The 23,365-nt window shown below is 70.6% G+C and carries 19 protein-coding genes and 1 pseudogene; 16 read left to right on the forward strand and 4 right to left on the reverse strand.

Annotated elements, in window-relative coordinates; all coding sequences use genetic code 11:
• Positions 1 to 13: 13 nt before the first annotated feature.
• Positions 14 to 580: a GNAT family N-acetyltransferase gene (locus ACFVV1_RS27595; RefSeq protein WP_389994327.1), complete on the forward strand. Its 567-nt coding sequence runs from the start codon at positions 14 to 16 to the stop codon at positions 578 to 580.
• A 111-nt stretch (positions 581 to 691) separates the two neighbouring features.
• Positions 692 to 1,180: a glutathione peroxidase gene (locus tag ACFVV1_RS27600; protein ID WP_389994329.1), complete on the forward strand. Its 489-nt coding sequence runs from the start codon at positions 692 to 694 to the stop codon at positions 1,178 to 1,180.
• Between the two features lie 88 nt (positions 1,181 to 1,268).
• On the opposite strand, the gene ACFVV1_RS27605 is transcribed toward ACFVV1_RS27600, so the two are convergent.
• Positions 1,269 to 2,495 carry an acyl-CoA dehydrogenase family protein gene (locus ACFVV1_RS27605; RefSeq protein ID WP_389994331.1) on the reverse strand — a complete coding sequence of 409 codons (1,227 nt, stop codon included), beginning with the start codon at positions 2,493 to 2,495 and terminating at the stop codon, positions 1,269 to 1,271.
• Between the two features lie 175 nt (positions 2,496 to 2,670).
• Between ACFVV1_RS27605 and ACFVV1_RS27610 the strand changes: the two genes are divergently transcribed.
• Complete coding sequence (locus ACFVV1_RS27610; RefSeq protein ID WP_389994333.1) at positions 2,671 to 3,321, forward strand: TetR family transcriptional regulator; 651 nt, start codon at positions 2,671 to 2,673, stop codon at positions 3,319 to 3,321.
• Between the two features lie 11 nt (positions 3,322 to 3,332).
• Here ACFVV1_RS27610 and def read toward each other — a convergent pair whose 3' ends face one another.
• On the reverse strand, positions 3,333 to 3,878 hold the full coding sequence (gene def / locus ACFVV1_RS27615; RefSeq protein ID WP_389994335.1) for a peptide deformylase: 546 nt from the start codon (positions 3,876 to 3,878) through the stop codon (positions 3,333 to 3,335).
• Between the two features lie 114 nt (positions 3,879 to 3,992).
• Here def and ACFVV1_RS27620 point away from each other — a divergent pair, with 114 nt between their 5' ends.
• From ACFVV1_RS27620 to ACFVV1_RS27640, 5 genes are all read left to right on the forward strand, one after another.
• On the forward strand, positions 3,993 to 5,231 hold the full coding sequence (locus ACFVV1_RS27620; RefSeq protein ID WP_389994338.1) for a MurT ligase domain-containing protein: 1,239 nt from the start codon (positions 3,993 to 3,995) through the stop codon (positions 5,229 to 5,231).
• A 34-nt stretch (positions 5,232 to 5,265) separates the two neighbouring features.
• Complete coding sequence (locus ACFVV1_RS27625; RefSeq protein ID WP_389994341.1) at positions 5,266 to 5,994, forward strand: type 1 glutamine amidotransferase; 729 nt, start codon at positions 5,266 to 5,268, stop codon at positions 5,992 to 5,994.
• Positions 5,995 to 6,330: 336 nt separating this feature from the next.
• Entirely contained in the window at positions 6,331 to 7,359 is a 1,029-nt protein-coding gene (locus ACFVV1_RS27630) for a 6-phosphofructokinase (protein ID WP_389994342.1), read from the forward strand.
• 111 nt (positions 7,360 to 7,470) lie between these two features.
• Complete coding sequence (locus tag ACFVV1_RS27635) at positions 7,471 to 8,421, forward strand: cytochrome c oxidase assembly protein (RefSeq protein WP_389994344.1); 951 nt, start codon at positions 7,471 to 7,473, stop codon at positions 8,419 to 8,421.
• A 66-nt stretch (positions 8,422 to 8,487) separates the two neighbouring features.
• Positions 8,488 to 8,646, forward strand: a complete 159-nt coding sequence (locus ACFVV1_RS27640) for a hypothetical protein (RefSeq protein ID WP_389994347.1) — start codon at positions 8,488 to 8,490, stop codon at positions 8,644 to 8,646.
• Between the two features lie 34 nt (positions 8,647 to 8,680).
• On the opposite strand, the gene ACFVV1_RS27645 is transcribed toward ACFVV1_RS27640, so the two are convergent.
• Positions 8,681 to 9,073 (reverse strand): SSI family serine proteinase inhibitor, encoded by a 393-nt coding sequence (locus ACFVV1_RS27645; RefSeq protein ID WP_389994350.1) that lies wholly within the window; start codon positions 9,071 to 9,073, stop codon positions 8,681 to 8,683.
• A gap of 356 nt (positions 9,074 to 9,429) precedes the next feature.
• Between ACFVV1_RS27645 and ACFVV1_RS27650 the strand changes: the two genes are divergently transcribed.
• From ACFVV1_RS27650 to ACFVV1_RS27660, 3 genes and pseudogenes are all read left to right on the forward strand, one after another.
• On the forward strand, positions 9,430 to 10,026 hold the full coding sequence (locus ACFVV1_RS27650; RefSeq protein ID WP_389994353.1) for a hypothetical protein: 597 nt from the start codon (positions 9,430 to 9,432) through the stop codon (positions 10,024 to 10,026).
• A 4-nt stretch (positions 10,027 to 10,030) separates the two neighbouring features.
• Positions 10,031 to 10,474: a cupredoxin domain-containing protein gene (locus tag ACFVV1_RS27655; RefSeq protein ID WP_389994356.1), complete on the forward strand. Its 444-nt coding sequence runs from the start codon at positions 10,031 to 10,033 to the stop codon at positions 10,472 to 10,474.
• Positions 10,475 to 10,504: 30 nt separating this feature from the next.
• Positions 10,505 to 11,091 (forward strand): annotated as a pseudogene (locus tag ACFVV1_RS27660) (cellulose binding domain-containing protein); the annotation flags it as partial.
• Between the two features lie 115 nt (positions 11,092 to 11,206).
• Here ACFVV1_RS27660 and ACFVV1_RS27665 read toward each other — a convergent pair.
• Positions 11,207 to 12,811, reverse strand: a complete 1,605-nt coding sequence (locus tag ACFVV1_RS27665; RefSeq protein WP_389994358.1) for an alkaline phosphatase D family protein — start codon at positions 12,809 to 12,811, stop codon at positions 11,207 to 11,209.
• A gap of 319 nt (positions 12,812 to 13,130) precedes the next feature.
• Between ACFVV1_RS27665 and ACFVV1_RS27670 the strand changes: the two genes are divergently transcribed.
• From ACFVV1_RS27670 to ACFVV1_RS27690, 5 genes are read left to right on the forward strand one after another with little or no spacing between them, the layout of a single operon-like run.
• Entirely contained in the window at positions 13,131 to 16,055 is a 2,925-nt protein-coding gene (locus ACFVV1_RS27670; RefSeq protein ID WP_389994361.1) for a family 78 glycoside hydrolase catalytic domain, read from the forward strand.
• Positions 16,052 to 17,359 carry an extracellular solute-binding protein gene (locus ACFVV1_RS27675; protein WP_389994364.1) on the forward strand — a complete coding sequence of 436 codons (1,308 nt, stop codon included), beginning with the start codon at positions 16,052 to 16,054 and terminating at the stop codon, positions 17,357 to 17,359. The genes ACFVV1_RS27670 and ACFVV1_RS27675 overlap by 4 nt, the downstream gene beginning before the upstream one ends.
• Positions 17,356 to 18,318 (forward strand): carbohydrate ABC transporter permease, encoded by a 963-nt coding sequence (locus tag ACFVV1_RS27680; RefSeq protein WP_389994367.1) that lies wholly within the window; start codon positions 17,356 to 17,358, stop codon positions 18,316 to 18,318. The genes ACFVV1_RS27675 and ACFVV1_RS27680 overlap by 4 nt, the downstream gene beginning before the upstream one ends.
• A complete protein-coding gene (locus ACFVV1_RS27685; RefSeq protein WP_389994370.1) occupies positions 18,315 to 19,199 on the forward strand; it encodes a carbohydrate ABC transporter permease in 885 nt (294 codons plus the stop codon). Before ACFVV1_RS27680 ends, ACFVV1_RS27685 begins: the two co-directional genes overlap by 4 nt.
• Before the next feature lie 9 nt (positions 19,200 to 19,208).
• A complete protein-coding gene (locus ACFVV1_RS27690; protein ID WP_389994373.1) occupies positions 19,209 to 23,276 on the forward strand; it encodes a hypothetical protein in 4,068 nt (1,355 codons plus the stop codon).
• Positions 23,277 to 23,365 lie beyond the last annotated feature (89 nt).

Genomic DNA, 23,365 nt, shown 5'->3' on the forward strand with positions numbered 1-23,365 from the left:
GAGGGCCTGCCTCATGACCGGGATCATTGCGGTGTCCGGACCCGAACTGATCACCTATGCCGACGAGTTGGCCGCACTCCTGGTGGAAACCGTGGACGGCGGATCGTCGGTGGGTTTCCTCGCGCCGCTGGACCGCGGCGCGGCCGCCGCCTGGTGGCGGAAGAGGGCCGGCGCCGTCGACGCCGGAGACCTCCGGGTCTGGATCGCCCGGGACGCGGAACGGGTGGCCGGGACCATCGGCCTGGTCCGGACTCCGCTGCCGAACGCCCGTCACCGCGCGGAGATCGCCAAGCTGATGGTCCGTCCGTCGGCCCGCGGCCAGGGGCTCGGCCGGTCACTGCTGGCCGCTGCCGAGCGGTCGGCCGCCGAGGAGGGGATCACGCTGCTGGTGCTGGACACCGAGAGCGACAGCCCCGCCGAACGGCTCTACCGATCGGCGGGCTGGACGGAGTGCGGCTCGATTCCGGACTACGCCGCCGACCCGGCCGGGACCCTGAAACCGACGACGCTCTACTACAAGGCGGTCGGCGCCGCGCGAGGGTCGTCGGATCGGGCGGCGAGCCCGTTCACGTCCTCGTAGGCCACGCCGTCGGCGCATCCGTTGATCCCCGCGTTCAGGCGTTCGGGTTCGTGATGACCGACCGGTGGGCACGACAATGGCGGTGAAAGCCACCCTCACAAGGAGAGCCTCATGACGCTGTACGACATCCCCCTGCGCACGCTCACCGGCGAGCCCGCATCCCTGGCCGACTACCGCGGCCGGGCGGTCCTGTTGGTGAACGTGGCGTCGAAGTGCGGGCTCACCCCGCAGTACGCGGGCCTGGAACGGCTCCAGAACGCGTACGGGGACCGCGGCTTCACCGTGCTCGGTGTGCCGTGCAACCAGTTCGCCGGCCAGGAGCCGGGGAGCGCGGAGGAGATCCAGACCTTCTGCTCGACGACGTACGGTGTCAGCTTCCCGCTGCTGGAGAAGACCGACGTGAACGGCGAAGGCCGCCACCCGCTCTACGTCGAGCTGACCGCTCTCGCGGACGAGGACGGCGAGGCCGGTGACGTCCAGTGGAACTTCGAGAAGTTCCTCATCTCGCCGGGGGGCGAGCCGGTCGCACGCCTCCGCCCGCGCACGGAGCCGGAGGCCCCGGAGCTCATCGCCGCCATCGAGTCCCAGCTGCCCGCCTGACCGGTTCCGCCGCTCGATGCCGGACAGCCGGCGCGGGGGTGCGGGCCGCACAAGCGTGAACCATGCACACCACCACCCCCGCCCCGCGCTAGCGGATCGGCATGCCCGAGAGGGTGCGGGCGATCACCAGGCGCTGGATCTCGCTCGTACCCTCGAAGATCGTGTAGATCGCCGCGTCCCGGTGCATCCGCTCCACCGGGTACTCACGGGTGAAGCCGTTGCCGCCGAGGATCTGGACGGCCTGCGCGGTGACCTTCTGCGCCGTCTCGCTCGCGTACAGCTTGGACATGGAGCCTTCGGCCGAGGTGAAAGGCTTGCCGGTGGTCGCCATCCAGGAGGCACGCCAGACCAGCAGCCGGGCCGCGTCGATCTGCGTACGCATGTCGGCGAGCTGGAAGGCGACGCCCTGGTTGTCGATGATCGGCCGGCCGAACTGGGTGCGGGTCTTCGCGTACTCCAGCGCGACCTCGTACGCGGCACGGGCGGTGCCGACCGCCATGGCGCCGACCGCGGGGCGTGAGGCCTCGAAGGTGGCCATCGCCGCGTTCTTCACCCGCTCGCCACCGGACGCGGCGCGCTCGCGGGCCCGGGCCAGGCGCTGGTCGAGCTTCTCCTTGCCGCCGAGCAGGCAGTGGCCGGGGACGCGGACGTCCTCCAGGACGACCTCGGCGGTGTGCGAGGCGCGGATGCCGTGCTTCTTGAACTTCTGGCCCTGAGAAAGACCGGGGGTGTCCGGCGGCACGATGAACGAGGCGTGCCCCTTGGAACCGAGCTCCGGGTCGACCACGGCGACGACGACATGGACGCCCGCGATGCCGCCGTTGGTCGCCCAGGTCTTGGTGCCGTTCAGCACCCACTCGTCCTTGGCCTGGTCGTACACCGCACGGGTGCGCATCGAGGCGACGTCGGAACCCGCGTCCGGCTCGGAGGAGCAGAAGGCCGCGACCTTGACGTCGTCGGCGTCGCCGTACATCTGCGGGATCCAGGTGCCGATCTGCTCCTCGGTGCCGTTGGCGAGGACGCCCACGGCCGCCAGGCCCGTACCGACGATCGAGAGGGCTATGCCCGCGTCCCCCCAGAAGAGCTCCTCCATCGCCATCGGGATGCCGAGGCCCGTCGGGTCGAAGAACTGCTGGGCGTAGAAGTCGAGGGAGTAGATGCCGACCTTGGCCGCTTCCTGAATGACGGGCCAGGGCGTTTCCTCACGCTCGTCCCACTCGGAAGCCGCCGGACGGATCACGTCCGCGGCGAAGCCGTGAAGCCAGTCACGGACCTGCCTCTGGTCATCGTTGAGTTCGAGCGTGAACTCCGCCATGTTCCCCTCCACCTACTGCCCTGAAAAAAGCCACTCGTTACTTGCGGTAACCGCAGTCTGTTACCGACAAGTAGCCTCTGTCAACCGCTCGGGTGCCGATCCACACGCCGCGGGGCAGGGTGTTACGTTGCGCAGGCAGGACGCAATGTGCATGGCCAGGGCGGGGAGACGCGACATGGAGACCACACGACAGGCCGAGCGGCAGCGGACAGCGGCCGAGAGCCGCCGCCGCGAGCTGCTCGAAGCCGCCGACCGCGTGGTGCTCAGGGACGGGCCGGGCGCCTCGATGAACGCCATCGCGGCGGAGGCCGGAATCACCAAGCCCATCCTCTACCGGCACTTCGGCGACAAGGGCGGCCTCTACCGCGCCCTCGCCAAGCGCCACACCGACGCCCTGCTGATCGCTCTGCGGGCGGCGCTCGACGCACCGGCCGAGCGCCGTCGGCGCGTGGAGTCGACGCTCGACACCTATCTCGCGGCGATCGAGGCCCGCCCGCAGGTCTACCGCTTCCTGATGCACCCGTCCGACGACTCCGCGCCCTCGACGGAGCAGCGTTTCGACGTCGGACGGCACTCCGCGCCACTGCTGCGCCGGCTCGGCGAGGAACTCGCCCTGGTCATCGCCGAGCGGGTGGACCTCGGCCCGGACAGCGAGGCCATGGCCCGCATCTGGGGCCACGGCATCGTCGGCATGATGCATGCCGCGGGCGACTGGTGGCTCGGCGAACGCCCTTGCTCCCGCGAGCAGTTGGTGCGCAGCCTGGCGGATCTTCTGTGGGGCAGGCTGGCCGACGCGGGCGACCGGCCCGGCGGCCCGGGATTCTGAGAGGTTGTCGGTCAGCCGCCCCGCGCCCAGGGCGCCCGGCGGGCCGCGCGCAGCGCCCTCGACCGGCGCAGCCCGGTCAGCCGGTCCGTGTACACCATGCCTTCGAGGTGGTCGCACTCGTGCTGCAGGCAACGGGCGAAGAAGCCGGTTCCGGTGACCCGTACCGGCTCGCCCTCGACCGTCACGCCCTCGACGACGGCACGGTCGAAGCGCGGGGTGCCTGCCTCGATGCCGGGCAGCGAAAGACACCCTTCCGGGCCGCGTAGGGTGATGCCGTCCGCCTCGACCAGCTTCGGGTTGACGAGATGCCCGAGGTGACGGACGTCGTCGTCGTCCGGGCAGTCGTACACGAACACCCGCAGTGGGACGCCGACCTGATTGGCCGCGAGTCCGACTCCCTGGGCCGCGTACATGGTGGCGTACATGTCCTCGACGAGGCGGGCGAGCGAGGGGCCGAAGTCCGTGACGGGTTCGCAGGCACCGTGCAGCACCGGGTCACCGAGCAGACTCATGGCACGAATCAGTCCGGAACTGCCGGGGATCGGGCGGTTTCGCATGGCGGCAATCGTACGTTCCACGTGACCTCCACCTTCCCGGCGGTGCCGCGGTGCGGTCCCCGCGCCGGACATCGATAGGCTGGGCGTGGACCGATGCAAGGAGGATCTAGGACGATGGCAGGCAACACGGAGCCGCTGTCGCCGCGGGCCAAGCTGGCCGTGACGGCGGGTAAGGCCGCGGCGGCGGTGTCGCGCGCTGCGGGGCGCGGCAGCGGATCGGTGATCGGCGGCCGGGTGGCACTCAAGCTCGACCCCGACCTGCTGGGGCGGCTGGCGCAGCACCTGGACGTGATCCTCGTGTCGGCGACGAACGGCAAGACGACGACGACCCGGCTGATCGCCGAGGCGCTGCGGGCCGCGGGCCCGGTCGTGTCCAACGCTCTCGGCGCGAACATGCCGGCGGGCATCACCTCGGCACTGGCGGGCGGCTCGGACGCGAAGTACGGCGTCATAGAGGTCGACGAGAAGTACCTCGCCGGGGTCGCGCGCGATACGACGCCCAAGGTGATCGCACTCCTCAACCTCTCCCGCGACCAGCTGGACCGCGCCGCGGAGACCCGGATGCTCGCGGAGAAGTGGCGTGAGGGGCTGTCCGGTTCGAAGGCCGTGATCGTCGCGAACGCCGACGACCCGCTGATCGTCTGGGCGGCATCCTCCTCCCCCAATGTGGTGTGGGTCGCGGCCGGCCAGGCGTGGAAGGACGACGCCTGGTCCTGCCCGTCCTGCGGCGGCGTGATGCAGCGCCCCGGCGACGACTGGTTCTGCGGCGAGTGCGGTTTCCGCCGCCCCGCGCCGAGCTGGGTGCTGCACGGCGACTACGTCCTGGACCCGCACGGTTCGGCGTGGCCGATCCACCTCCAGCTGCCCGGCCGCGCCAACAGGGCCAACGCCACCAGCTCCGCCGCCGTGGCCGCCGTCTTCGGTGTGCCGCCGCAGGTCGCGCTGGAGCGCATGTACCAGGTGCAGGCCGTCGCCGGCCGCTACGACGTCGTCGGCTTCCTCGGCCGTGAGCTGCGGCTGCTGCTGGCGAAGAACCCCGCGGGCTGGCTGGAGACGTTCTCCCTGATCGACCCGCCGCCCACTCCGGTGATCCTCTCCGTCAACGCCCGCGGCGCGGACGGCACGGACACCTCCTGGCTGTGGGACGTCGACTACACCCAGCTCGCCGGTCACCCGATCTTCGTGCTCGGCGACCGCAAGCTGGACCTCGCGGTCCGTCTCGAAGTGGCCGGTCTCGACTTCCGGGTCTGCGAGAACCTCGACGAGGCCGTGCAGCAGGCCCCGCCCGGCCGCATCGAGGTCATCGCCAACTACACCGCCTTCCAGGACCTGCGCCGTCGTGTCGGCAACTGACCCCGGCCCCGGCCACCTCCGGAGAGGACGAAGCATGAGCAACAACGGTCTGCGTCTGGTCTGGGTCTACCCCGACCTCCTCAGCACCTACGGCGACCAGGGCAACGCGCTCGTGGTGGAGCGCCGGGCCCGGCAGCGCGGTCTCGAGGTGCAGCGCGTCGATGTCCGCAGCGACCAGCCGGTCCCCACGTCCGGCGACATCTATCTGATCGGCGGCGGTGAGGACAGGCCGCAGCGGCTCGCCGCGGAGCGGCTGCGCCGCGACGGCGGGCTCAGCCGGGCCGCGTCCAACGGCGCGATCATCTTCTCGGTCTGCGCCGGGTACCAGATCCTCGGTCATGAGTTCATCAACGACCTCGGTGAGCGCGAGGCCGGTCTCGGGCTGCTCGACGTGGTCTCCACCCGCGGCGAGGGGGCCCGGTGCGTCGGAGACGTACTGGGCGACATCGACCCGCGCCTCGGCCTGCCGCCGCTGACCGGTTTCGAGAACCACCAGGGCATCACCCATCTCGGCCCGACGGCACGGCCGTTCGCCCGGGTGCAGTTCGGCCGGGGCAACGGCACCGGCGACGGCACGGAGGGCGCGTACAACGACACCGTCTTCGGTACGTACATGCACGGCCCCGTCATGGCGCGCAACCCGCTGATCGCGGATCTGCTGCTGAAGCTGGCCCTCGATGTCAACGCCCTGCCGCCGACGGACGACCGGTGGTACGAGGCACTGCGCGCCGAGCGCATCGCCTCGGCGACCCAGCCCGCCTGATGAGGCACTGAGCGTCCGGCAATCGGAGGGTGGAAGAAGGAGCGGGGCCGGGTGCGTGCAGCTGCAAGGCGGAGGAGGGAGTCGACGCGGAGCGTTGGTGACCGACGACAACGCCGGAGGGGGTCCCCCCTGGCCCTCAAGGCCTTGGGGGAGTGCGTGCCCAGCCCCGCGACGCCGCCCCCCGATTGCCGGACGCTCTTGCTTTCGCTCAGCTGAGCGGCGTCCAGCAGGCGGACGCCCGGTTCGGTCCCGCCACCCTGCGCCGGTAGGGTGGCGGGGATCCAACCGGACGACGTGGTCCGGTCGTCGGCCCACGTTGCAAAGGTTCCCCGGGCAATGCGAATTGGTGTGCTCACCTCCGGCGGCGACTGCCCCGGCCTGAACGCCGTCATCCGTTCCGTCGTTCACCGCGCGGTGGTCGACCACGGCGACGAGGTCATCGGCTTCCACGACGGGTGGAAGGGCCTCCTCGAGGGCGACTACCGCAAGCTCGACCTCGACGCGGTCGGCGGCATTCTCGCCCGCGGCGGTACGATCCTCGGCTCCTCCCGGGTCCAGCCCGCCCATCTGCGGGGCGGCGTCGAGCAGGCCAGGGGCCATGTCGCCGACCTCGGTCTCGACGTGATCATCCCGATCGGCGGCGAGGGCACACTGAAGGCGGCCCATCTGCTCTCCGAGGCGGGTCTGCCGATCGTCGGCGTACCGAAGACGATCGACAACGACATCGCCTCCACCGATGTGACCTTCGGCTTCGACACCGCCGTCGGTGTCGCGACGGAGGCACTGGACCGGCTGAAGACCACCGCCGAATCGCACCAGCGGGTGCTGATCGTCGAGGTCATGGGCCGCCACACCGGCTGGATCGCCCTGCACTCGGGCATGGCGGCCGGTGCGCACGCCATTGTCGTGCCGGAGCGCCCCTTCGACATCGACGAGCTGACCGAGCTGGTCGGCGAGCGCTTCTCGGCCGGCAAGAAGTTCGCGATCGTCGTGGTCGCCGAGGGCGCCAAGCCCCGCCAGGGCTCCTCCATGGAGATCGAGCAGGGCACCAAGGACATCTACGGGCACGAGCGGTTCGCCGGCGTGGCGACGCAGCTCTCCATCGAGCTGGAGCAGCGCCTCGGCAAGGAGGCCCGCCCGGTGATCCTCGGCCACGTGCAGCGCGGCGGAACCCCGACCGCGTACGACCGGGTGCTCGCCACCCGTTTCGGCTGGCACGCGGTGGAGGCCGCGCACCGCGGCGAGTTCGGCATGATGACGGCGCTGCGCGGCACGGACATCGTGATGGTGCCGCTGGGCGACGCCGTGCAGACCCTGAAGACGGTCCCGGTCGAGCGGTACGCCGAGGCGGAGTGCGTGCTCTGAGCGACATCCCCTCAGTAGAACTGCCCCCGGCCGCAGCTGCGGCCGGGGGCAGTTCTACTCTGGTCGGGACAACCAGCACGAATCGGGGACGTCCCCAGCGGGAGTGAACAGATGGATCACAGCGGGCACGGCATGAACATGGATCTGCCGCCGTTCACGCTGGGACGTGGGCTCCAATTCTCCGCGGACCCGTTCTTCCTCATCGGCTGTGTTCTCGCCATCGGCCTGTACGGGTACGCCGTGCTGCGGCTGCGCAGGCGCGGGGACGGCTGGCCGGCCGGCCGCATCGTCTTCTTCGTCGTCGGCGTGCTGTCCATCGCCCTGGTGATGTGCACGAAGCTGAACGACTACGGCATGGTCATGTTCAGCGTGCACATGGTGCAGCACATGGTGATCAGCATGCTGTCGCCGATCCTGCTGCTGCTGGGCGCTCCGGTGACCCTGGCGCTGCGTGCGCTCCCGGTCGCGGGACGTGGCCGCACCGGCCCGCGCGAGCTGCTCCTGATGCTGCTGCACAGCCGCTACATGAAGATCATCACGCATCCGGTCTTCACGATTCCGCTCTTCATCGCCAGCCTGTACGCGCTGTACTTCACCCCGCTTTTCGACTTCCTGATGGGTTCGAAGACCGGGCACATCGCGATGATGGTGCACTTCCTCGCGGTGGGTCTGGTGTTCTTCTGGCCGATCATGGGCGTCGACCCGGGGCCGCACCGGCCCGGCTATGTGATGCGGATGCTGGAGCTGTTCGCGGGGATGCCGTTCCACGCGTTCTTCGGCATCGCGCTGATGATGGCGACGACGCCGATGGTGGAGACGTACAAGAATCCGCCGGCCTCGCTCGGCGTCGACGCGCTGAGCGATCAGAACTGGGCGGGCGGTATCGCCTGGGCCTTCAGCGAGATCCCGTCGGTTCTGGTGCTGATCGCGCTGGTCTTCCAGTGGTACCGCTCCGAGCAGCGGACGGCGAAGCGCTCGGACCGTGCGGCGGACCGGGACGGGGACAAGGAGCTGCAGGCGTACAACGCCTATCTCGCCTCGTTGCAGGCGCGCGGGCAGTAGCGGTGGGCATGCCTCCGGGGTGACGATGGCATCCACGGCCACCCGGCCGATGAGGAGGGTACGGGCATGTCCGGATCCACGAAGACCATGGGTGTGATCACCGTGGCGGCCCTGGTGGCGGTCACCGCCTACACGGTGGCGCTGGGGAGCAGTGGCTGGCTCTGGTTCGGGTGGGTGGTGCTCGGACTGATCACCGCGGGGATGGCCGCGACGCGCGAATCCTGAGCCGGGCGGGTCGCCCGGCTCAGGACGGCCGGACTCAGAAACGGAAGACCGGTCCGGTGGCCGCGTCCATCACGCAGGCGTTGGGGAATGTCTTCTGCCAGGAGACGGCGCGCCCGTCCCACTCGCCGGTGGCGGTGGCCGTCACCGGGTCGTCCTCCTGGCTGCACAGGTGCGGGTCGCCGGACAGGTTGTCCAGAGCGCCTGCCGCCTCGTCGATCGCCGCACAGGCGGCGGCCGCCTCGCGGTGGTGGGCGTCCGGAGCGGGCGGGCAGAAAAGTGCGATGCCACGGATCCAGGTGTGCTCGCTCCCGGAGACGGTGAGGACGAGCCCGCGGTCCGGCACCGGGTCTCCGGACCGGGCGGCGGCGGGCACCGCGGCGGTGAGGGTGAGCAGGGCAGTGGCGGCGAAGGCGGCGCTCAGGCGCATCGGAGAACTCCTGGGGCTCGGGCATGCGGGGCGTCCGGCGACGGACCGGGGACGTCCCGGCAACGGACCGGGGCTCCCGCATGTCCTGAACGTCCCGCCCGCCCTGGATGCCCCGAGTTCGGGAACCCCGTAAGACGATATGGGAATTCGGTACCGGGCAAGGCGCCGCGCCGCAGGCCCCACCCTCCGGGGCCGTCGGCGGGCCCGGCTGGAGTACCGGCGGGCGGAAGGCCCGCACCCGGATGGATTCGACCGGCGGATCATCCCGAGCGCCTGCCCTCCCCCTGGTCGAACGGCACCTAACGTTCGGGTCAGAGTGCCGCCGGAGCGGCGGCCCGATCCGAGGAGCTCTTGTGATGGGGAACCATGCGAGGACAGCCGCCGCCGTGATCGCGGTGGGTCTGTTCGCCGCCGCTGTCGGCGGCTGTTCGAACAGCGGCGGTACGAAGTCGACGGCGTCGAAATCCGCAGCGGTGAGCACCCCGGCGGCATCGGGAAGCTCTTCCCCCGCAGCCCCGGCCTCCCCGTCGGAAACGGCCTCTGCCAGGGCAACCGTGGCCTCCGCGTCCGGCCCGCTCGGGACCATCCTGGTCGACGGCACGGGCCGGACCCTCTACCTCTGGGTCGCCGACACCACGTCCAAGTCGAACTGCTCGGGAGAATGCGCCAGGGAGTGGCCGCCGCTGACGGTCAGCGGTGAGCCGGTCGCCGGCAAGGGCGTGAAGGCCGGTCTGCTGGGTACGACGAAGCGCGGCGACGGCAGCAGGGAAGTCACGTACAACGGGCACCCGCTGTACTACTTCGCGGGCGACAGAAAGGCCGGAGACACCAACGGTCAAGGGGTGAACGATTCCGGCGCCAAGTGGTACGTACTCGATACGTCCGGCAACAAGGTCATGGGCGGAGCCAAGTCCGGCACGCCGCAACCGGGCTCGACCGGCGGCGGTCACTGACACCATGATCGCTTCGCTTCTGCACGGTCGGGCAGGTGTCACCGCGGCCGCCGCGATCGTCTGCGCGACCGCCCTCGTCGGCTGTTCGCACCGTGGTGGCGGCAGCTCGTCGCCCGCCAGCGCCACGCCCTCCGCCTCCGCCTCCCCCTCGGCCTCCGCGTCCCCTTCGTCGTCCCCGGTCGGCAAGGTACGGATCACGATCAAGAACTTCGCGTTCACACCGACCCGACTGACGGTCCCCGCGGGCGCCCTGATCACCGTCGTCAACGAGGACGCCGTGGCCCACACGGTGACCGCCACCGCCGGCGCCACCACCGGGAAGACGTTCGACACCGGTGATGTCGCGCCGGGCAGGACGGCCACTTTCGCCGCCCCGGCCGAGCCCGGCACCTACCCGTACATCTGCACCATTCATCCGTACATGAAGGGTTCGCTCACCGTTCGGTGACGCGCGCGATCCCGCGCCGACGGAACGCGCGATTCCGGCCTGGGCGCACCGCCCGTCACCAGCGGTTGTGCGCCACGGGCCGGCCCTGCGTCGGGGCATCAAGTCAACGAAGCCGTAAAGCAGTTGTGGGTCTCGGCCACGACCGACCAGGGCGGCGGCACCGGGACCGGGACGCTCAAGGTCCAGTACAAGAACACCGATTCCTCGGCCACCGACAACCAGATCCGGATGGGTCTGCAACTGGTCAACACCGGGTCCGCCGCGGTGGATCTGTCCACGGTGAAGATCCGGTACTGGTTCACTCCGGAAGCGGCGCGAGTACCTTCGACACCGCGTGCGACTACGCGGTCATCGGCTGCTCCGACGTGACCCGCGGTGTGTCCTCGTCGGGCGGTTCCGCCGCCGGGGCCAGCCACTGCCTGGAGGTCGGCTTCTCCAGCGGCACTCCGGCCACGGGAGCCTCCACCGGGGAGCTCCAGCTGCGGCTGAACAAGAGCGACTGGTCGAACTTCGACGAGACCGACGACTACAGCCGCGCCACCAACACGGCCTATGCCGACGCCTCGAAGATCGCCGTCTACGCGGGCGGCACCCACTCCTGGGGCACCGCTCCCTGACCGGGTCTCGCCGTCGCAGTCCGCGCGGGCGGCGACGGGCCGGGCGCCGGACGAGGGACACACCCGGCACCGGCCGCCCCCTGCCGCTCTCCCGGCAGGGGGCGGCCGGTGTTTCTCAGGCGGGCTGGATCCCGGGGCGGCCCGCCTCGGTCACGAGCGAGGTGCGGGTCGAGATGGGGGCGCCGGGGGTGGTGACGTACGGGAGGACCCGGAAGTCGGCCCGGCAGCTCTCCCGGGTCAGTGCGCAACGTACGTAACCACGCTGGAAGTTGGTGAACTTGATGTGATCGTTGGCCGCGAGGAGCCGGGCGCCGGACGGGTCCAGGTCCATCCCGTCCTTCGTGGTGGAGATGGACGAACCGACGAACTCGACGCCGATCGTGGGCGATTCCGGGTCGTCGAAGTTCTGCTTGAGATCGGCGGCGAGGTGACGGTGCATGTCACCGGTGAGGACGACGGGGTTGCTGACGCCGCGGTCGGTGATCTCCTTGAACAGCCGTTGGCGCGCGTCCACATATCCGTCCCAGAAGTCCATCACGAACGACTGGCCGGGGCCGGGATCGGTGTCGACCTGGGTCACGGGGATCTGCTGGGAGATCATGTTCCATGTCGTGTCGGAGTGTCCGAGGCTGCGGTGGAGCCACTGCTCCTGTTCCGGGCCGAGGATGGTGCGGCCGGGGGTGAGCCGTTCGTCGCAGCCGCTCTTCGTGCCGTCGCCGCAGGGCTGGTCGTCGCGGAAGAGCCGGGTGTCGAGGATGTGGAAGGTGGCCATCCGGCCGTAGCGCAGGCTGCGGTACATCCGGGCCTCGAAGCCGTTCGGCTTGTTCGGCAGCCGCAGCGGCAGGTGTTCGTAGTACGCCTGGAAGGCCGCCGCCGCGCGTTGCCGGAAGACCGCCGGGTCCTGATCGGGTTCGTTGTCGGCCTTGGACTTGTCGCGTGCCCAGTTGTCCTCGACCTCGTGGTCGTCCCAGACGACGGCGAACGGGTGGACCTGGTGGGCGGCGATCAGGTCGGGGTCGAAGCGGTGGAGGGCGTGGCGGTTGCGGTACTGCACGAGGTCCATCGGTTCGGGGCGCAGTTCGGCGGCGACGGGGACGTTGCGTACGCCGCCCATGGCGTCGATGGCGTTCTCGTAGATGTAGTCGCCGAGGTGCAGGACCAGGTCGACGTCCTCCTCGGCGAGGTGCCGGTAGGCGGTGTAGAAGCCTTCGAACCACGCCTGGCAGGAGACGAAGGCGAAGTCGAGTTCCTTGGGGCGGCTGTGCGGCGGGGGTGCGGTGCGGGTGCGGCCGACGGGGCTGTGCACACCGCCCGCGCGGAAGCGGTAGTAGTAATGCCTGCCCGGTTGCAGTCCGGAGACCTCGATGTGGACGGAGTGGGCCAGTTCGGGCACCGCCCGGGTCCGCCCCCGGCGTACGACGGACCGGAAGCGTTCGTCGCGGGCGACCTCCCACTGGACGTCGACGGCGTACGGCGGCATGCCTCCGGCCCCGTCGGGAGCGAGGGGCTGGGGCGCGAGACGGGTCCACAGAACGAATCCGTCCGGCCAGGGATCGCCGGAGGCGACTCCCAGGGTGAACGGGTCGTCGTGGAAAGGCGTGTCACCCCAGGCGCTGCCCGTCGACAGGCCGGCCGCGGCGAGGGCCATGCCGACCGTCCCGCCGAGCATCACCCGTCTGCCGAACCCTCCGGTGCCGCCTGCCCCACTGTTGAGTCGCATGAAACTCGTCCCTTCGTCGGGCGGGATCCCGTGCGGTACGAAGTGGGATCGGCGCGTGATTTCACGTCCGCCCATGTGGTAATCACATGCTGGATATCACAGGGGAATCACAGGCCACAAGACCACGCACCGGTGGCCGCAATGCCGTTCACAAGCGGTTAGTTGGGGAGACATCGGCCATCCCCCGAGGCGACCGGGCGTGGCGTCGGCGACACCCTTGACACCCTTGACACCCTTCAGGGTGACTCATAGTCTCCACGCCACAGAATTAACGTTAGATTTCACATCGGGAAATTCGGTGCGACGGAAGGACGTGCTCGTGTCCGGTTCCTCGGCAGCGGATGTGCCCGCCTCCCGCCCCGCCGAAGGAACAGCGGCCGGGCACCGTCCCGGAGACCGGACGCTCCGGCCGTACGGCCTGCGGTGCGAGCACCGCACCACCCCGCTGGGGATCGACGAACCCGCGCCCCGGCTCTCCTGGCGGCTGGCGTCCGACCGTCGTGGCGACGACCCCGTGGCCTACCGGGTCCGGGTCGCCGAACACCCCGAGGACCTGGACGGGTGCGGTCAACTCCTGTGGGACACGGGCCGGGTGACGGACCCGGGCGCGACCGGTGTCGGGTACGCGGGGCCCGCCCTCCGGAGCCGTACGCGCTATCACTGGCGGGTCTCCGTCTGGCCGGCCGGATCGGCGGCGCCCGCCGAGGCCACGTCCTGGTTCGAGACGGCCGTCACCGACGCGCGGGCGTGGCGGGCGTCCTGGATCACTCATGATTCGCGGCCGGTCGAGGTCATGGACGCGCCCACCGAGGGTGAGTTCGCGCTCGACGACCACGGGCTGGCCCCGTGCCCCGTTCTGCGACGCGCCTTCACCGCTTCGGCAGACGCGCACGCCCGGCTCCATGTCAGCGCGCGCGGCCTGTACGAGGTCCGGCTCAACGGCGTACGGGTCGGCGACGCCGAACTCGCGCCCGGCTGGACCGATTACCACCACCGCGTCCAGTACCAGACGTACGACGTGGGCGAGTTGCTGCGCGAGGGCGAGAACGTGCTCGCCGCGACCGTCGCCGACGGCTGGTGGAGCGGATTCGTCGGCTTCGAACCGCGCCGGTCCGGGGCCCACTACGGCACGTTTCCCCAGTTCCTGGCCGAACTTCACCTCACCGGTCCGGACGGCCGGAGCACCGCGCTCGTCACCGACGGGACATGGCGCAGCAGTACGGAAGTCATCCGTCACGCGGATCTGCTGATGGGCGAGTGCCATGACCTGCGCCACGCCGCCGATGGCTGGGACCTGCCCGGCTTCGACGACTCCGGCTGGTCGCCGGCCCTGGTCACGGACGCCGATCACCGTCTGCTCGTGGCGTCCGTCGACGAGCCCGTGCGGGTGACGGCCGAGCTGCGCCCGCGCTCGGTCACGCGGATTTCTCCGCACACCCACATCGTCGACTTCGGCCAGAACCTGGCCGGGCGGGTGCGGCTGCGGGTCGGTGAACTCGCCGCCGGGGCGCGGGTAGTGATTCGCCATGCCGAGGTGCTGGACGACTCGGACCGGCTGTACACGGCCAATCTGCGCACTGCCGCCGCGACCGATGTGCTCATCGGGGACGGGCGCGCACACATCGTGTTCGAGCCGCGCTTCACGTATCACGGGTTCCGGTACGTCGAGATCAGCGGGATTCCGGAGCCGGCCGAGTCCGATGTCGTCGCCGTGGCGCTGCACAGCGACACCCCGTGGGCCGGGGAGTTCGACTGCTCGGACGCGGAGCTGCGCCGGCTCCACGAATGTGTCGCGTGGGGGCAGCGCTCGAACTTCGTCAGTGTGCCCACGGACTGTCCGCAGCGCGACGAGCGGCTCGGCTGGCTGGCCGACGCGCAGGTGTTCCTGCCCACGGCGGCGCTCAACGCGGACGTCGCCGCGTTCTTCACCAAGTGGCTGCGCGACATCGATGACGCCCGCACCCCCGACGGTGGCTTCTCCAACGTCGCCCCGCGTCTCGTGGGCGTCTGCGACGAGGGCGCACCGGGCTGGGGCGACGCGGGGGTGATCATCCCGTGGCACCTGTACCGCTGCTACGACGATCCGCGGTTCCTCGCCCGGGCGCTGGAGGGCATGTGCGCCTGGATCGACCTGATTCACCGTCATAATCCGGATCTGGTCTGGCGCAGGCGGGTGGGTCCGCACTTCTCGGACTGGCTCGCCCCCGGCACCCCCACTCCGCGCGACGTCGTCGCCACGGCCTGTTTCGCGCACAGTACCCGCCTCACGGCGAAGGCCGCCGATGCCCTGGGCCACAAGGACGTCGGGGACCGCTACCACCGCCTGGCCGACGACATCCGGAGCACGTTCGCCGAGCACTTCGTCACCGTCGAGCGAGCCGGTGCCGGGCCTCCCACCGTGCGGATCGCCGGGGACACCCAGACCGGTTACCTTCTCGCGCTCGCCTTCGAGTTGCTGTCCGGGGACCTCGTCGACGCCGCCGCGGACCGTCTCGCCGCACTCGTCGAGTCCGCCGGACCTGCCCTCCTGACCGGATTCCTCGGGGTCGCTCTCGCCGCGCCCGTCCTCGACGCGCACGGGCGGGCCGACCTCGCCCACGCACTGCTGAACCGTGCCGAAGTGCCGTCGTGGCGGTTTCCGCTGCGGCACGGCGCCACGACGATCTGGGAACGCTGGGACGGATGGACCCCCGGGGCAGGGTTCCGCGCACCGTCGATGAACTCCTTCAACCACTACGCGCTCGGGTCGATCGGCGAGTGGCTCTACCGCGGTGTCGCCGGCCTCGACCAGACGCCGGACTCCGCCGGATACCGGCAGCTGCGGATCCGGCCCCGCCCCGGTGCACTGCACCGCGCGAGTGCCCGCCACGAATCGGTCCGCGGCACCGTCGAGGTGAGCTGGGAGCGGCAGGGCGACCGGTTCACCCTGTGCGTACTGGTGCCGCCCGGCGCCACCGCCGATGTGTACGTGCCCACCACGGACCCGCGCTCGATCCGCGAATCGGGTGTGCCGCCGAGGGCCGACGACCGCCACATCACATGGATCGCGACCGCCTCGGACCACGTTCTCCACCGCGTGTCCTCGGGCGCGTACCGCTTCACCGCGACCTGTCCACCGGCAGACGGCCACGCCGGGACGCCTCCGAAGGCCCGGGTCCGGCCGTCGCTCACTCCGAGCCGACGCACATCAGGACCGGCGGCGAATCCCTCGCCCGCCCGTTCGCACGAGGAGGGCACACCATGACGACGGGTTCTCACAGCCGGCCGGACCGGGGCGCGGTCGGCCGCCGGGGGTTTCTCCGTATCGGCGGCGGGGTCGCGGCGCTCGCCGCCCTTCCGCCCGCGCTGACGGCCTGCTCGGATTCGGGCGGCGGCTCCGGCAAGCTGCGCATCGTCGGCGTCGCCGACCAGCAGAAGCCGGTCGAGGAGCTGGTCGGGCTGTATCGCAAGTCCCACCCCGACGACGAGTTCGCCACCTCCTTCGCGCCCACGGACCAGGTGCAGACAGTGGTGCGCACCCAGCTCGCGGGGGGCAACGCCCCCGATGTCCACGTGCTCTATCCCGGCAGCGGCAGTGCCATGTCCATGGTCGAGCTGGCCAAGGCCGGACTGCTCGCCGACCTGAGCGACCAGGCATGGACGAAGGAGGTCCCGGCGAACTTCCACCCCGCGTACCGGCACCAGGGCAAGACCTATCTGTATTCGGCGGGAAGCAGCACCATCGGCGTCATCTACAACAAGAAGGCCTTCGCGAAGGCCGGCGTCCAGCCGCCCAGGACGTGGAGCGAACTGCTCCATGTCTGCGCCGAGTTGAAGGCAAAGGGCGTGATTCCGATCGCGCTCGGCGCCCAGACTCCCTGGGTCACCCAACTGATCACGTACGCGCTGGTCCCCAACGCCGTCTACGCGAAGAACCCCGGCTTCGACGCCGAGATGGCCGCCGGAAAGGCGCACTTCCGCGGCTCCGGCTGGGCCGACGCGATGGGGAAGTACCAGGAGTTGCAGCGCCGGGGCTTCTTCAACGACAACCCCAACGGAACGACGTACGAGCAGCAGACCTCGATGGTCGCGAGCGGCAAGGCCGCGATGGCCGTCCAGGTCTCCGCCGTACTCGCCAACTTCCGTCAGGCCACGAGGACACCGGACGATCTCGGCATGTTCCCCTTCCCCGGCGGTGACGATGCCGCGAATCTGTGGATTCCGGCAGGCATCGTCGTCGGCCTCGGCGTCTCCGCACGGTCCAAGAAGGACGCCGGGGCGAAGCAGTTCATCGAATTCCTCGGCAAGCAGGAGAACGTGAACCGCTGGGCGCAGTCCGTCGCCGCGATTCCGTTCAAGCGTGACGCGTCCACCAGGATCGACCCCGTGCTCAAGGACTTCCTGCCCATCATCGACGACAACCGGGCCGTCCCGTTCATGGACCAGAGCTGGCCCAACGCCGAAGTGCAGCCAGCCCATTTCGCCGCCGTACAGAACCTCCTCGCAGGCAAGACGGACGTCGACGGCGCGCTCGGGCAGATGGACGAGGCCTACGGGAAGAAGTCGTGACGAGCACCTCCCAGAAGGCCGACCCGGGCACGGTCGGCGAGGCCGGAGGCGGACCGCGGACCGGCTCCGGCCGCCCGGTCCGGCACCGCGACCACACCACCCCGTCGTGGATCTTCGTGGTCCCGGCGCTCGTCGTGTACGGCGTCGTCGTCCTGTACCCGAGCCTTGCCGGGGTGATGTACGCCTTCACCGACTGGTCCGGCATCGGCGGCTTCTCCTTCACCGGCCTCGACAACTTCCGCACGCTGCTCGACGACAGCCGGGCCCTGGAGTCCGTCAGCAACACCCTGCTCCTCACCATCGCCGTGGTCGTCGTCCAGAACGGCGTCGGCCTGCTGCTCGCGCTCGGCGTCCACACCAACATCAAGTCCCGTGCGCTGCTGCGGCTGATCTTCTTCGCGCCGGCCGTCGTCAGCCCGGTCATGGTCGCGATCCTGTGGAAGTACGTCTACAACCCCGAGAACGGCGCCGGACTCAACGGTGTCCTCGGCGCGGTCGGGCTCGGCGGTCTGCGTCAGGACTGGCTCGGCGATCCGTCGCTCGCCCTGTGGTCCGTCGCGGCGATGGTCGTGTGGCAGTACGCCGGATACTCGATGGTCGTCTTCCTCGCCGGCCTCCAGGGCGTACCCGCCGAACTCCACGAGGCCGCGCGGATCGACGGCGCGGGCTCGTGGCAGCGCTTCCGCTACGTCACCTGGCCGCTGCTGGCCCCGGCCCTGACGATCAACCTCATGCTGTCGACCATCGGCGGTCTCAAACTCTTCGACCAGGTCTACGCCGCCACCAACGGCGGCCCCGGCACCTCCAGCGAGACGCTGTCGACCGTGCTGTACAAGGAGGCTTTCGTCTACGGGAAGTTCGGCTACAGCACCGCCGTCGCCCTCGTCCTCGCGCTGTTCGTCGCCGCGGTCTCCCTGGTCCAGCTCCGCTATCTGCGCGCGAGGGAGGTCACCGCGTGAGCATCGCAACGACCCGCGGGCCCGCGAAACAGAGCCCCGAACGCGGAGTGCGCCCGGGCCGCAGACCGCGGTACGGGCGGTACGCCCTCGAACTGCTCATGATCGCGGTCGCCGTCGTGTTTCTGTTCCCGGTGTACGCCCTGGTCACGCTGGCGATGAAGGACCCCCGGCAGATCTCCGAATCGCCCCTCTCGCCGCCCTCCCCGCCCACCTTCGCCAATTTCGGCGATGCCTGGTCCTCCGCTTCGCTGGGGCCCGCCCTGCTCAACAGCACGATCATCACCGTCGCGAGTCTGCTGCTCCTCATCGTGCTGGGTTCCACGGGGGCCTACTACCTCGCGCGCCGCGCCCGCGGTCTTGGCTACGGGCTGTACATCCTGTTCCTGCTGGGCATCGTGCTGCCGTTCCAGCTCGGCATGATTCCGCTGTACAAACTCGTCGACGACCTGGGCTGGCTCGGCACGTACCAGGGCATGGTGTTCTTCTACACGGGGATCCAGTTGCCGTTCACCGTCTTCCTCTACACCGGATTCATCCGGGCCCTGCCGCAGGACTACGCGCAGGCCGCGCTCATCGACGGCTGCAACCACCGGCAGGCGTTCACCCGGATCGTCTTCCCCCTGCTGCGTCCCATCACCGGCACCGTGATCATCCTGAACGCCGTGTTCATCTGGAACGACTTCTTCACGCCACTGCTCTACCTGGGCGGCTCCGACAAGGAGACCGTGCCCGTCGGCGTGTTCGCCTTCGTCGGCCAGTACGTCTCCGACTACGGGCTCGTCTTCGCCGGACTGGTGCTGGCGGCGCTGCCGATCCTGGTGGTGTTCGTGCTCCTCCAGCGCTATGTGATCAAGGGCTTCGCAGGCGGTCTCAAAGGCTGAGGACATCTCATGACACAACCGGTGCACCCACCGCTCCCCCCGGGCATCGCCGCGGTCCTCGCGGAGCCGCCGCGCGCCTTCTCGCCCACCGCCATCTGGTGGTGGAGCGGGGAACGGCTCGACCGCGCACGGCTGCGGGCGCAGTTGGAACGGTTCGCCGAGGGCGGTGTGCACAACCTCGTTCTCCTCAATCTGGCGCCTTCGGGCCCCCTGTTCGGCTCCGACGCCGACGACCCGCCCTTTCTGTCCGACGCGTGGTGGGCTCTGCTCGACGGCGTGTGCGAGGACGCCCGCGAACTGGGTGTGAGCCTGTGGTTCTACGACCAGCTCGGCTTCTCCGGTGCCGACCTCCAGGCGCGCCTCGTCGACGAGCAGCCCGCCCACGCGGGCCGTCGGCTCGACCGCGTGCGGGCCGACGTCGACACCACGGCGCCGCGGACCGGAGAGCTGCGGTGTCCCCCCGACGGGAGGCCCCTCGCCGGCCGCGCCGAACCCGTCGACGCAGCCGGCCGTGCGGTCGGCCCGGCGGTCCGGGTCGCGGTGGACGACGGGGTCGTACGGGCGCCCGGTCCGGGACGGTGGCGTCTGACGCTCCATCATCATGTGCCGCTCGGCTTCGACTACCTCGGTTCGACGGCGTGTGCGGCGCTGCTGGACCGCGTGCACGGGGAGTTCGAACGCCGGCTCGGCGACCGGCTGGGGACGGTCGTCGTCGGCTCGTTCCAGGATGAGTTGCCGTCCCTGCCCACCTGGTCGACCGGTTTCGCCGACGCCTTTCTGCGCCTTCACGGGTACGACATCACCGCGCGGCTCGACGCCCTGTACGACGACAGCGGGGACACGGACGCCCACCGGATCCGCCGTGACTATCAGGTGACCCGCGCCGAGCTGGCCGAGCAGGCGTTCTTCCGGCCGCTGGCCGCGTGGCACGACCGGCACGGCCTGCGCATCGGCTGCGACCAGCAGGACCCCGCCCGCGCCGGACACCCCCTGGCGGGCGTGGAGTTGTACGCCGATTACGCCCGTACGCACCGCTGGTTCTCCGCCCCCGGCTCCGACCACCACGGGGACGCCCGTATCCACTCCTCGCTGGCCCATCTCTACGGCCACCCCCGCACCTGGATCGAGGCATTCCACTCCACCGGCTGGGGCGTCACGCTGGAGGAGACGTTCGACTGGCTGCTGCCGTGGCTCCGCGCCGGTGCGACCCTCTACAACCCGCATGCCGTCTACTACACGACGAAGGGAGGCTGGTGGGAGTGGGCGCCGCCCGCGACCGACTGGCGTCAGCCGTACTGGCGCCACCACCGCGTCTTCGCCGACGCCGTGACCCGGCTGTGCGCGATCCTGAGCCTCGGACACCATCTGTGCGACATCGCGATCCTGCTGCCCACCACCACGGCCCAGGCCGGTACCGCCATGGACGGGGTGACGGACACGGCGGCGCGGGCGCAGTCCGCGTATCTGCAACTCACCGGTGACATGGCCTGGTTCCGTACCCGGCCGGGCGTCATGGACCGGCTCGGTCTCGATGCCGACATCATCGACGACGCGTCCCTGGCGCGCGCCCGGGTCACACCGTCGGACGACGGAGTGCGGCTGAGGGTCTCGGACGAGGCGTACACCGCGATCGTGCTGCCCGCATGCACGGTCCTCGAACACGACACGGCACAGCGGCTCGTCGAATTCGCCTCTTCCGGTGGGACGTTGATTGCTTTTGGCGCCCTCCCCGAGCACGTGATCGACTGCGAAGCGGCCGGTGTGCTCGCCGAGCTGCGCGCGTGCTTCACGGACGGCCGGGCCGTTTTCGTCCCCGGGCCGGACGATATGGCCGCGGCGCTCTCGGGGGTGCACCCGCTGGTCCGGGCCCCGGTTCCCGCACTCGCGCGGCGTGTGGACGACACCACGGTGGTGTTCCTGACCGCGGCCGCCCCGCGGGCGACCCGGGCGGCCGTCGCGGCCCCCGACGCCCGGGGCGCCGCGCTCGGCTGGCTGGATGCCCGATACGACTTCGACCCGGGCCGCTACGCGCGCGGCACACGGGTGCGGGTACGGGACGCGGGGGGCCCGGCCCTCCTGGTGGACCCGTTCGGCGGCGCGCCCCGGACGCTGCCGGTGCGTCCCGCCGATGACGATGCCCGGGCCGTCGAGGTCGATGTCCCCTTCGATACGGGTCCCGCGGCGGTGCTGGTCCTGCCGGCCCGGACCGTGGGGACGGCCACGGCCGAAGCGTCCGGGACACCGGGGACCGCACCTGCGGTCACCACCGTGGAGATCCCGCCGGACGCGGACTGGGACATGACGCTCGTCCCGACCCTCGACAACACCTGGGGCGACTTCGCCCGTCCCGCGACCGGCCCGCCCACCGGCCCGGCAGTCACCGAGTGCCGGACCTTCCGGCACCGGACGGAAGTGGCCGGGGAGGACGGCGTCCGGGATGGCTGGGCCAGGGGGCCGGACCGCGCCGACGAGCAGGCCGTGGACACGGTCCACGCGACGTTCGGCCCGCATGCGGTCGCGCTCCGCGACGGTCCCGGCCACGGCTTCCCGGTGACCCTTGAATGGTCCAACACGCTGGGCGTGTACAAGGACCCGGTCCACCGAGCGGTCCTCGGGCCCAAGGGGCATGTGCCGGAGGAGTTCGTGCACATCGGCCCCACGGCCGCCGGAGAGCTGGTGCGGGTGCGCATGGAGCTTCTCCTGGACGAGTCCTTCGACGGACATCTGGCGATCGGGGCCGCGGCGGCGAAGCGGGCCCGGCTCGACGGCGCCCCCGTTTCCCTGGACGACGGGGGCCACCTCGTGATGGGCCCAGTGCGCGTACCGGCGGGCCGCCGGCTGCTCGAACTGGAACTGATCCCTGATCAGGAATGCGACCTGCGGGCGCATGTGGCACTCGTACGCGATCCGGAGCGCTACCGGCGCCCGGAGTGGATTCACGCTTCCGGAACGATGGGCACGACGTTGCGCCTCTCCGCGCTTCCCGTCCGGGCCGTCGTCCAAGTGGCCGCACGTGTCCCCTGCGTACTGCGCGTCAACGGGCACCTGGTGGGCAGGCAGGGTGGATTCGACCCCTATGCCGAACATGCGGTGCCGCGCGTGCGACGCCATGACGTGGCGGCGACGCTGCGCATCGGTGACAACGACATCGCGGTGGAGACGTCCGGCGACGGCGACCGTGCGGTCCTGGTGGACGCGGTCTTCGAGGACGGGAACGGCGACCGCGTCGCGGCCCTGCACAGTGACGCCCATTGGTGGGCCGGGAGCGCGCGGGGGCGTGTGCCGGTCGCGGTGCGCCGCGAGCCGGTGGGCGACCCGGCCGCGCTGCATCTGCGCCGCCGACCCCATCCACTGCCGGGCGCCGCCTGGCTGGACCCGGACGCGGACGACGGTACGGTGGTGCCGGTCCGGTGCGCGGCCCCGGGGAGCCGGGGAGCGGTGGAGTGGCTGTGGTGCGAACTGCCGCCCGGGACCACCCGGTTGACCGCGTACGTGCACGGCGGAACGACGGTCTTCGTGGACGGCGCCGAGTACCCCGCGCCCGTCGTCGCCGTCGACGCCCGGGGCGTTCGGACCGTGGCGGTCGATCTGCGGGCCGGTGGCCCGTCCGGTCCCCGGACCGCGGCCCTGCGGATCCGGACCCGTCCCGGGTTCGAGGGGGGCGCCGCGCTGGCCGGCCCGGTGCGTTGCGAGGTCGGCCCCGGGCGGATTCGCGTCGGCGACTGGGAGACACACGGCCTGGCCGAGTACAGCGGCGGAGTGCGGTACCGCCGCGTGGTGACCCTGCCCGCCGAGGCCGCCACGGGGCGCGTGCGGCTCGACCTCGGACGGGTTCGCGGGACGGCGGAGGTGCGGGTCGACGGCGAGGCCGCCGGGGTGCGGGTGTGTTCCCCGTACGTATTCGACCTGACGGGCCTGGCCGGGCCCGGGGCCCACACCCTCGACATCGCCGTGTTCGGAACGCTGGCACCCCACCTGGACGCGACGAGCCCGACCCACTTCGCCTTCCCGGGCCAGCGCGTCAACGGCCTGCTGGGTCCCGTACGGTTGCGGGTCGGTGGCGGGCTGCCGGTTTGACGAATATCACATGACGACATGTCCCCTCATATCAGACATTTCCCCCAATGTGCTCAACATGGCTGCCTCTCCGGCGCGTAGGGTCGGCT

The organism is Streptomyces sp. NPDC058092 (assembly GCF_042884935.1).
Classification (GTDB): Bacteria; Actinomycetota; Actinomycetes; order Streptomycetales; family Streptomycetaceae; genus Streptomyces.

Excerpts from the sequence above, each read along its gene's own strand:
- ACFVV1_RS27595 (WP_389994327.1), top strand. The coding sequence starts at position 14 with ATGACCGGGATCATTGCGGTGTCCGGACCCGAACTGATCACCTATGCC.
- ACFVV1_RS27600 (WP_389994329.1), top strand. The coding sequence starts at position 692 with ATGACGCTGTACGACATCCCCCTGCGCACGCTCACCGGCGAGCCCGCA.
- ACFVV1_RS27605 (WP_389994331.1), bottom strand. The coding sequence starts at position 2,495 with ATGGCGGAGTTCACGCTCGAACTCAACGATGACCAGAGGCAGGTCCGT.
- ACFVV1_RS27610 (WP_389994333.1), top strand. The coding sequence starts at position 2,671 with ATGGAGACCACACGACAGGCCGAGCGGCAGCGGACAGCGGCCGAGAGC.
- def (WP_389994335.1), bottom strand. The coding sequence starts at position 3,878 with ATGCGAAACCGCCCGATCCCCGGCAGTTCCGGACTGATTCGTGCCATG.
- ACFVV1_RS27620 (WP_389994338.1), top strand. The coding sequence starts at position 3,993 with ATGGCAGGCAACACGGAGCCGCTGTCGCCGCGGGCCAAGCTGGCCGTG.
- ACFVV1_RS27625 (WP_389994341.1), top strand. The coding sequence starts at position 5,266 with ATGAGCAACAACGGTCTGCGTCTGGTCTGGGTCTACCCCGACCTCCTC.
- ACFVV1_RS27630 (WP_389994342.1), top strand. The coding sequence starts at position 6,331 with ATGCGAATTGGTGTGCTCACCTCCGGCGGCGACTGCCCCGGCCTGAAC.
- ACFVV1_RS27635 (WP_389994344.1), top strand. The coding sequence starts at position 7,471 with ATGGATCACAGCGGGCACGGCATGAACATGGATCTGCCGCCGTTCACG.
- ACFVV1_RS27640 (WP_389994347.1), top strand. The coding sequence starts at position 8,488 with ATGTCCGGATCCACGAAGACCATGGGTGTGATCACCGTGGCGGCCCTG.
- ACFVV1_RS27645 (WP_389994350.1), bottom strand. The coding sequence starts at position 9,073 with ATGCGCCTGAGCGCCGCCTTCGCCGCCACTGCCCTGCTCACCCTCACC.
- ACFVV1_RS27650 (WP_389994353.1), top strand. The coding sequence starts at position 9,430 with ATGGGGAACCATGCGAGGACAGCCGCCGCCGTGATCGCGGTGGGTCTG.
- ACFVV1_RS27655 (WP_389994356.1), top strand. The coding sequence starts at position 10,031 with ATGATCGCTTCGCTTCTGCACGGTCGGGCAGGTGTCACCGCGGCCGCC.
- ACFVV1_RS27665 (WP_389994358.1), bottom strand. The coding sequence starts at position 12,811 with ATGCGACTCAACAGTGGGGCAGGCGGCACCGGAGGGTTCGGCAGACGG.
- ACFVV1_RS27675 (WP_389994364.1), top strand. The coding sequence starts at position 16,052 with ATGACGACGGGTTCTCACAGCCGGCCGGACCGGGGCGCGGTCGGCCGC.
- ACFVV1_RS27690 (WP_389994373.1), top strand. The coding sequence starts at position 19,209 with ATGACACAACCGGTGCACCCACCGCTCCCCCCGGGCATCGCCGCGGTC.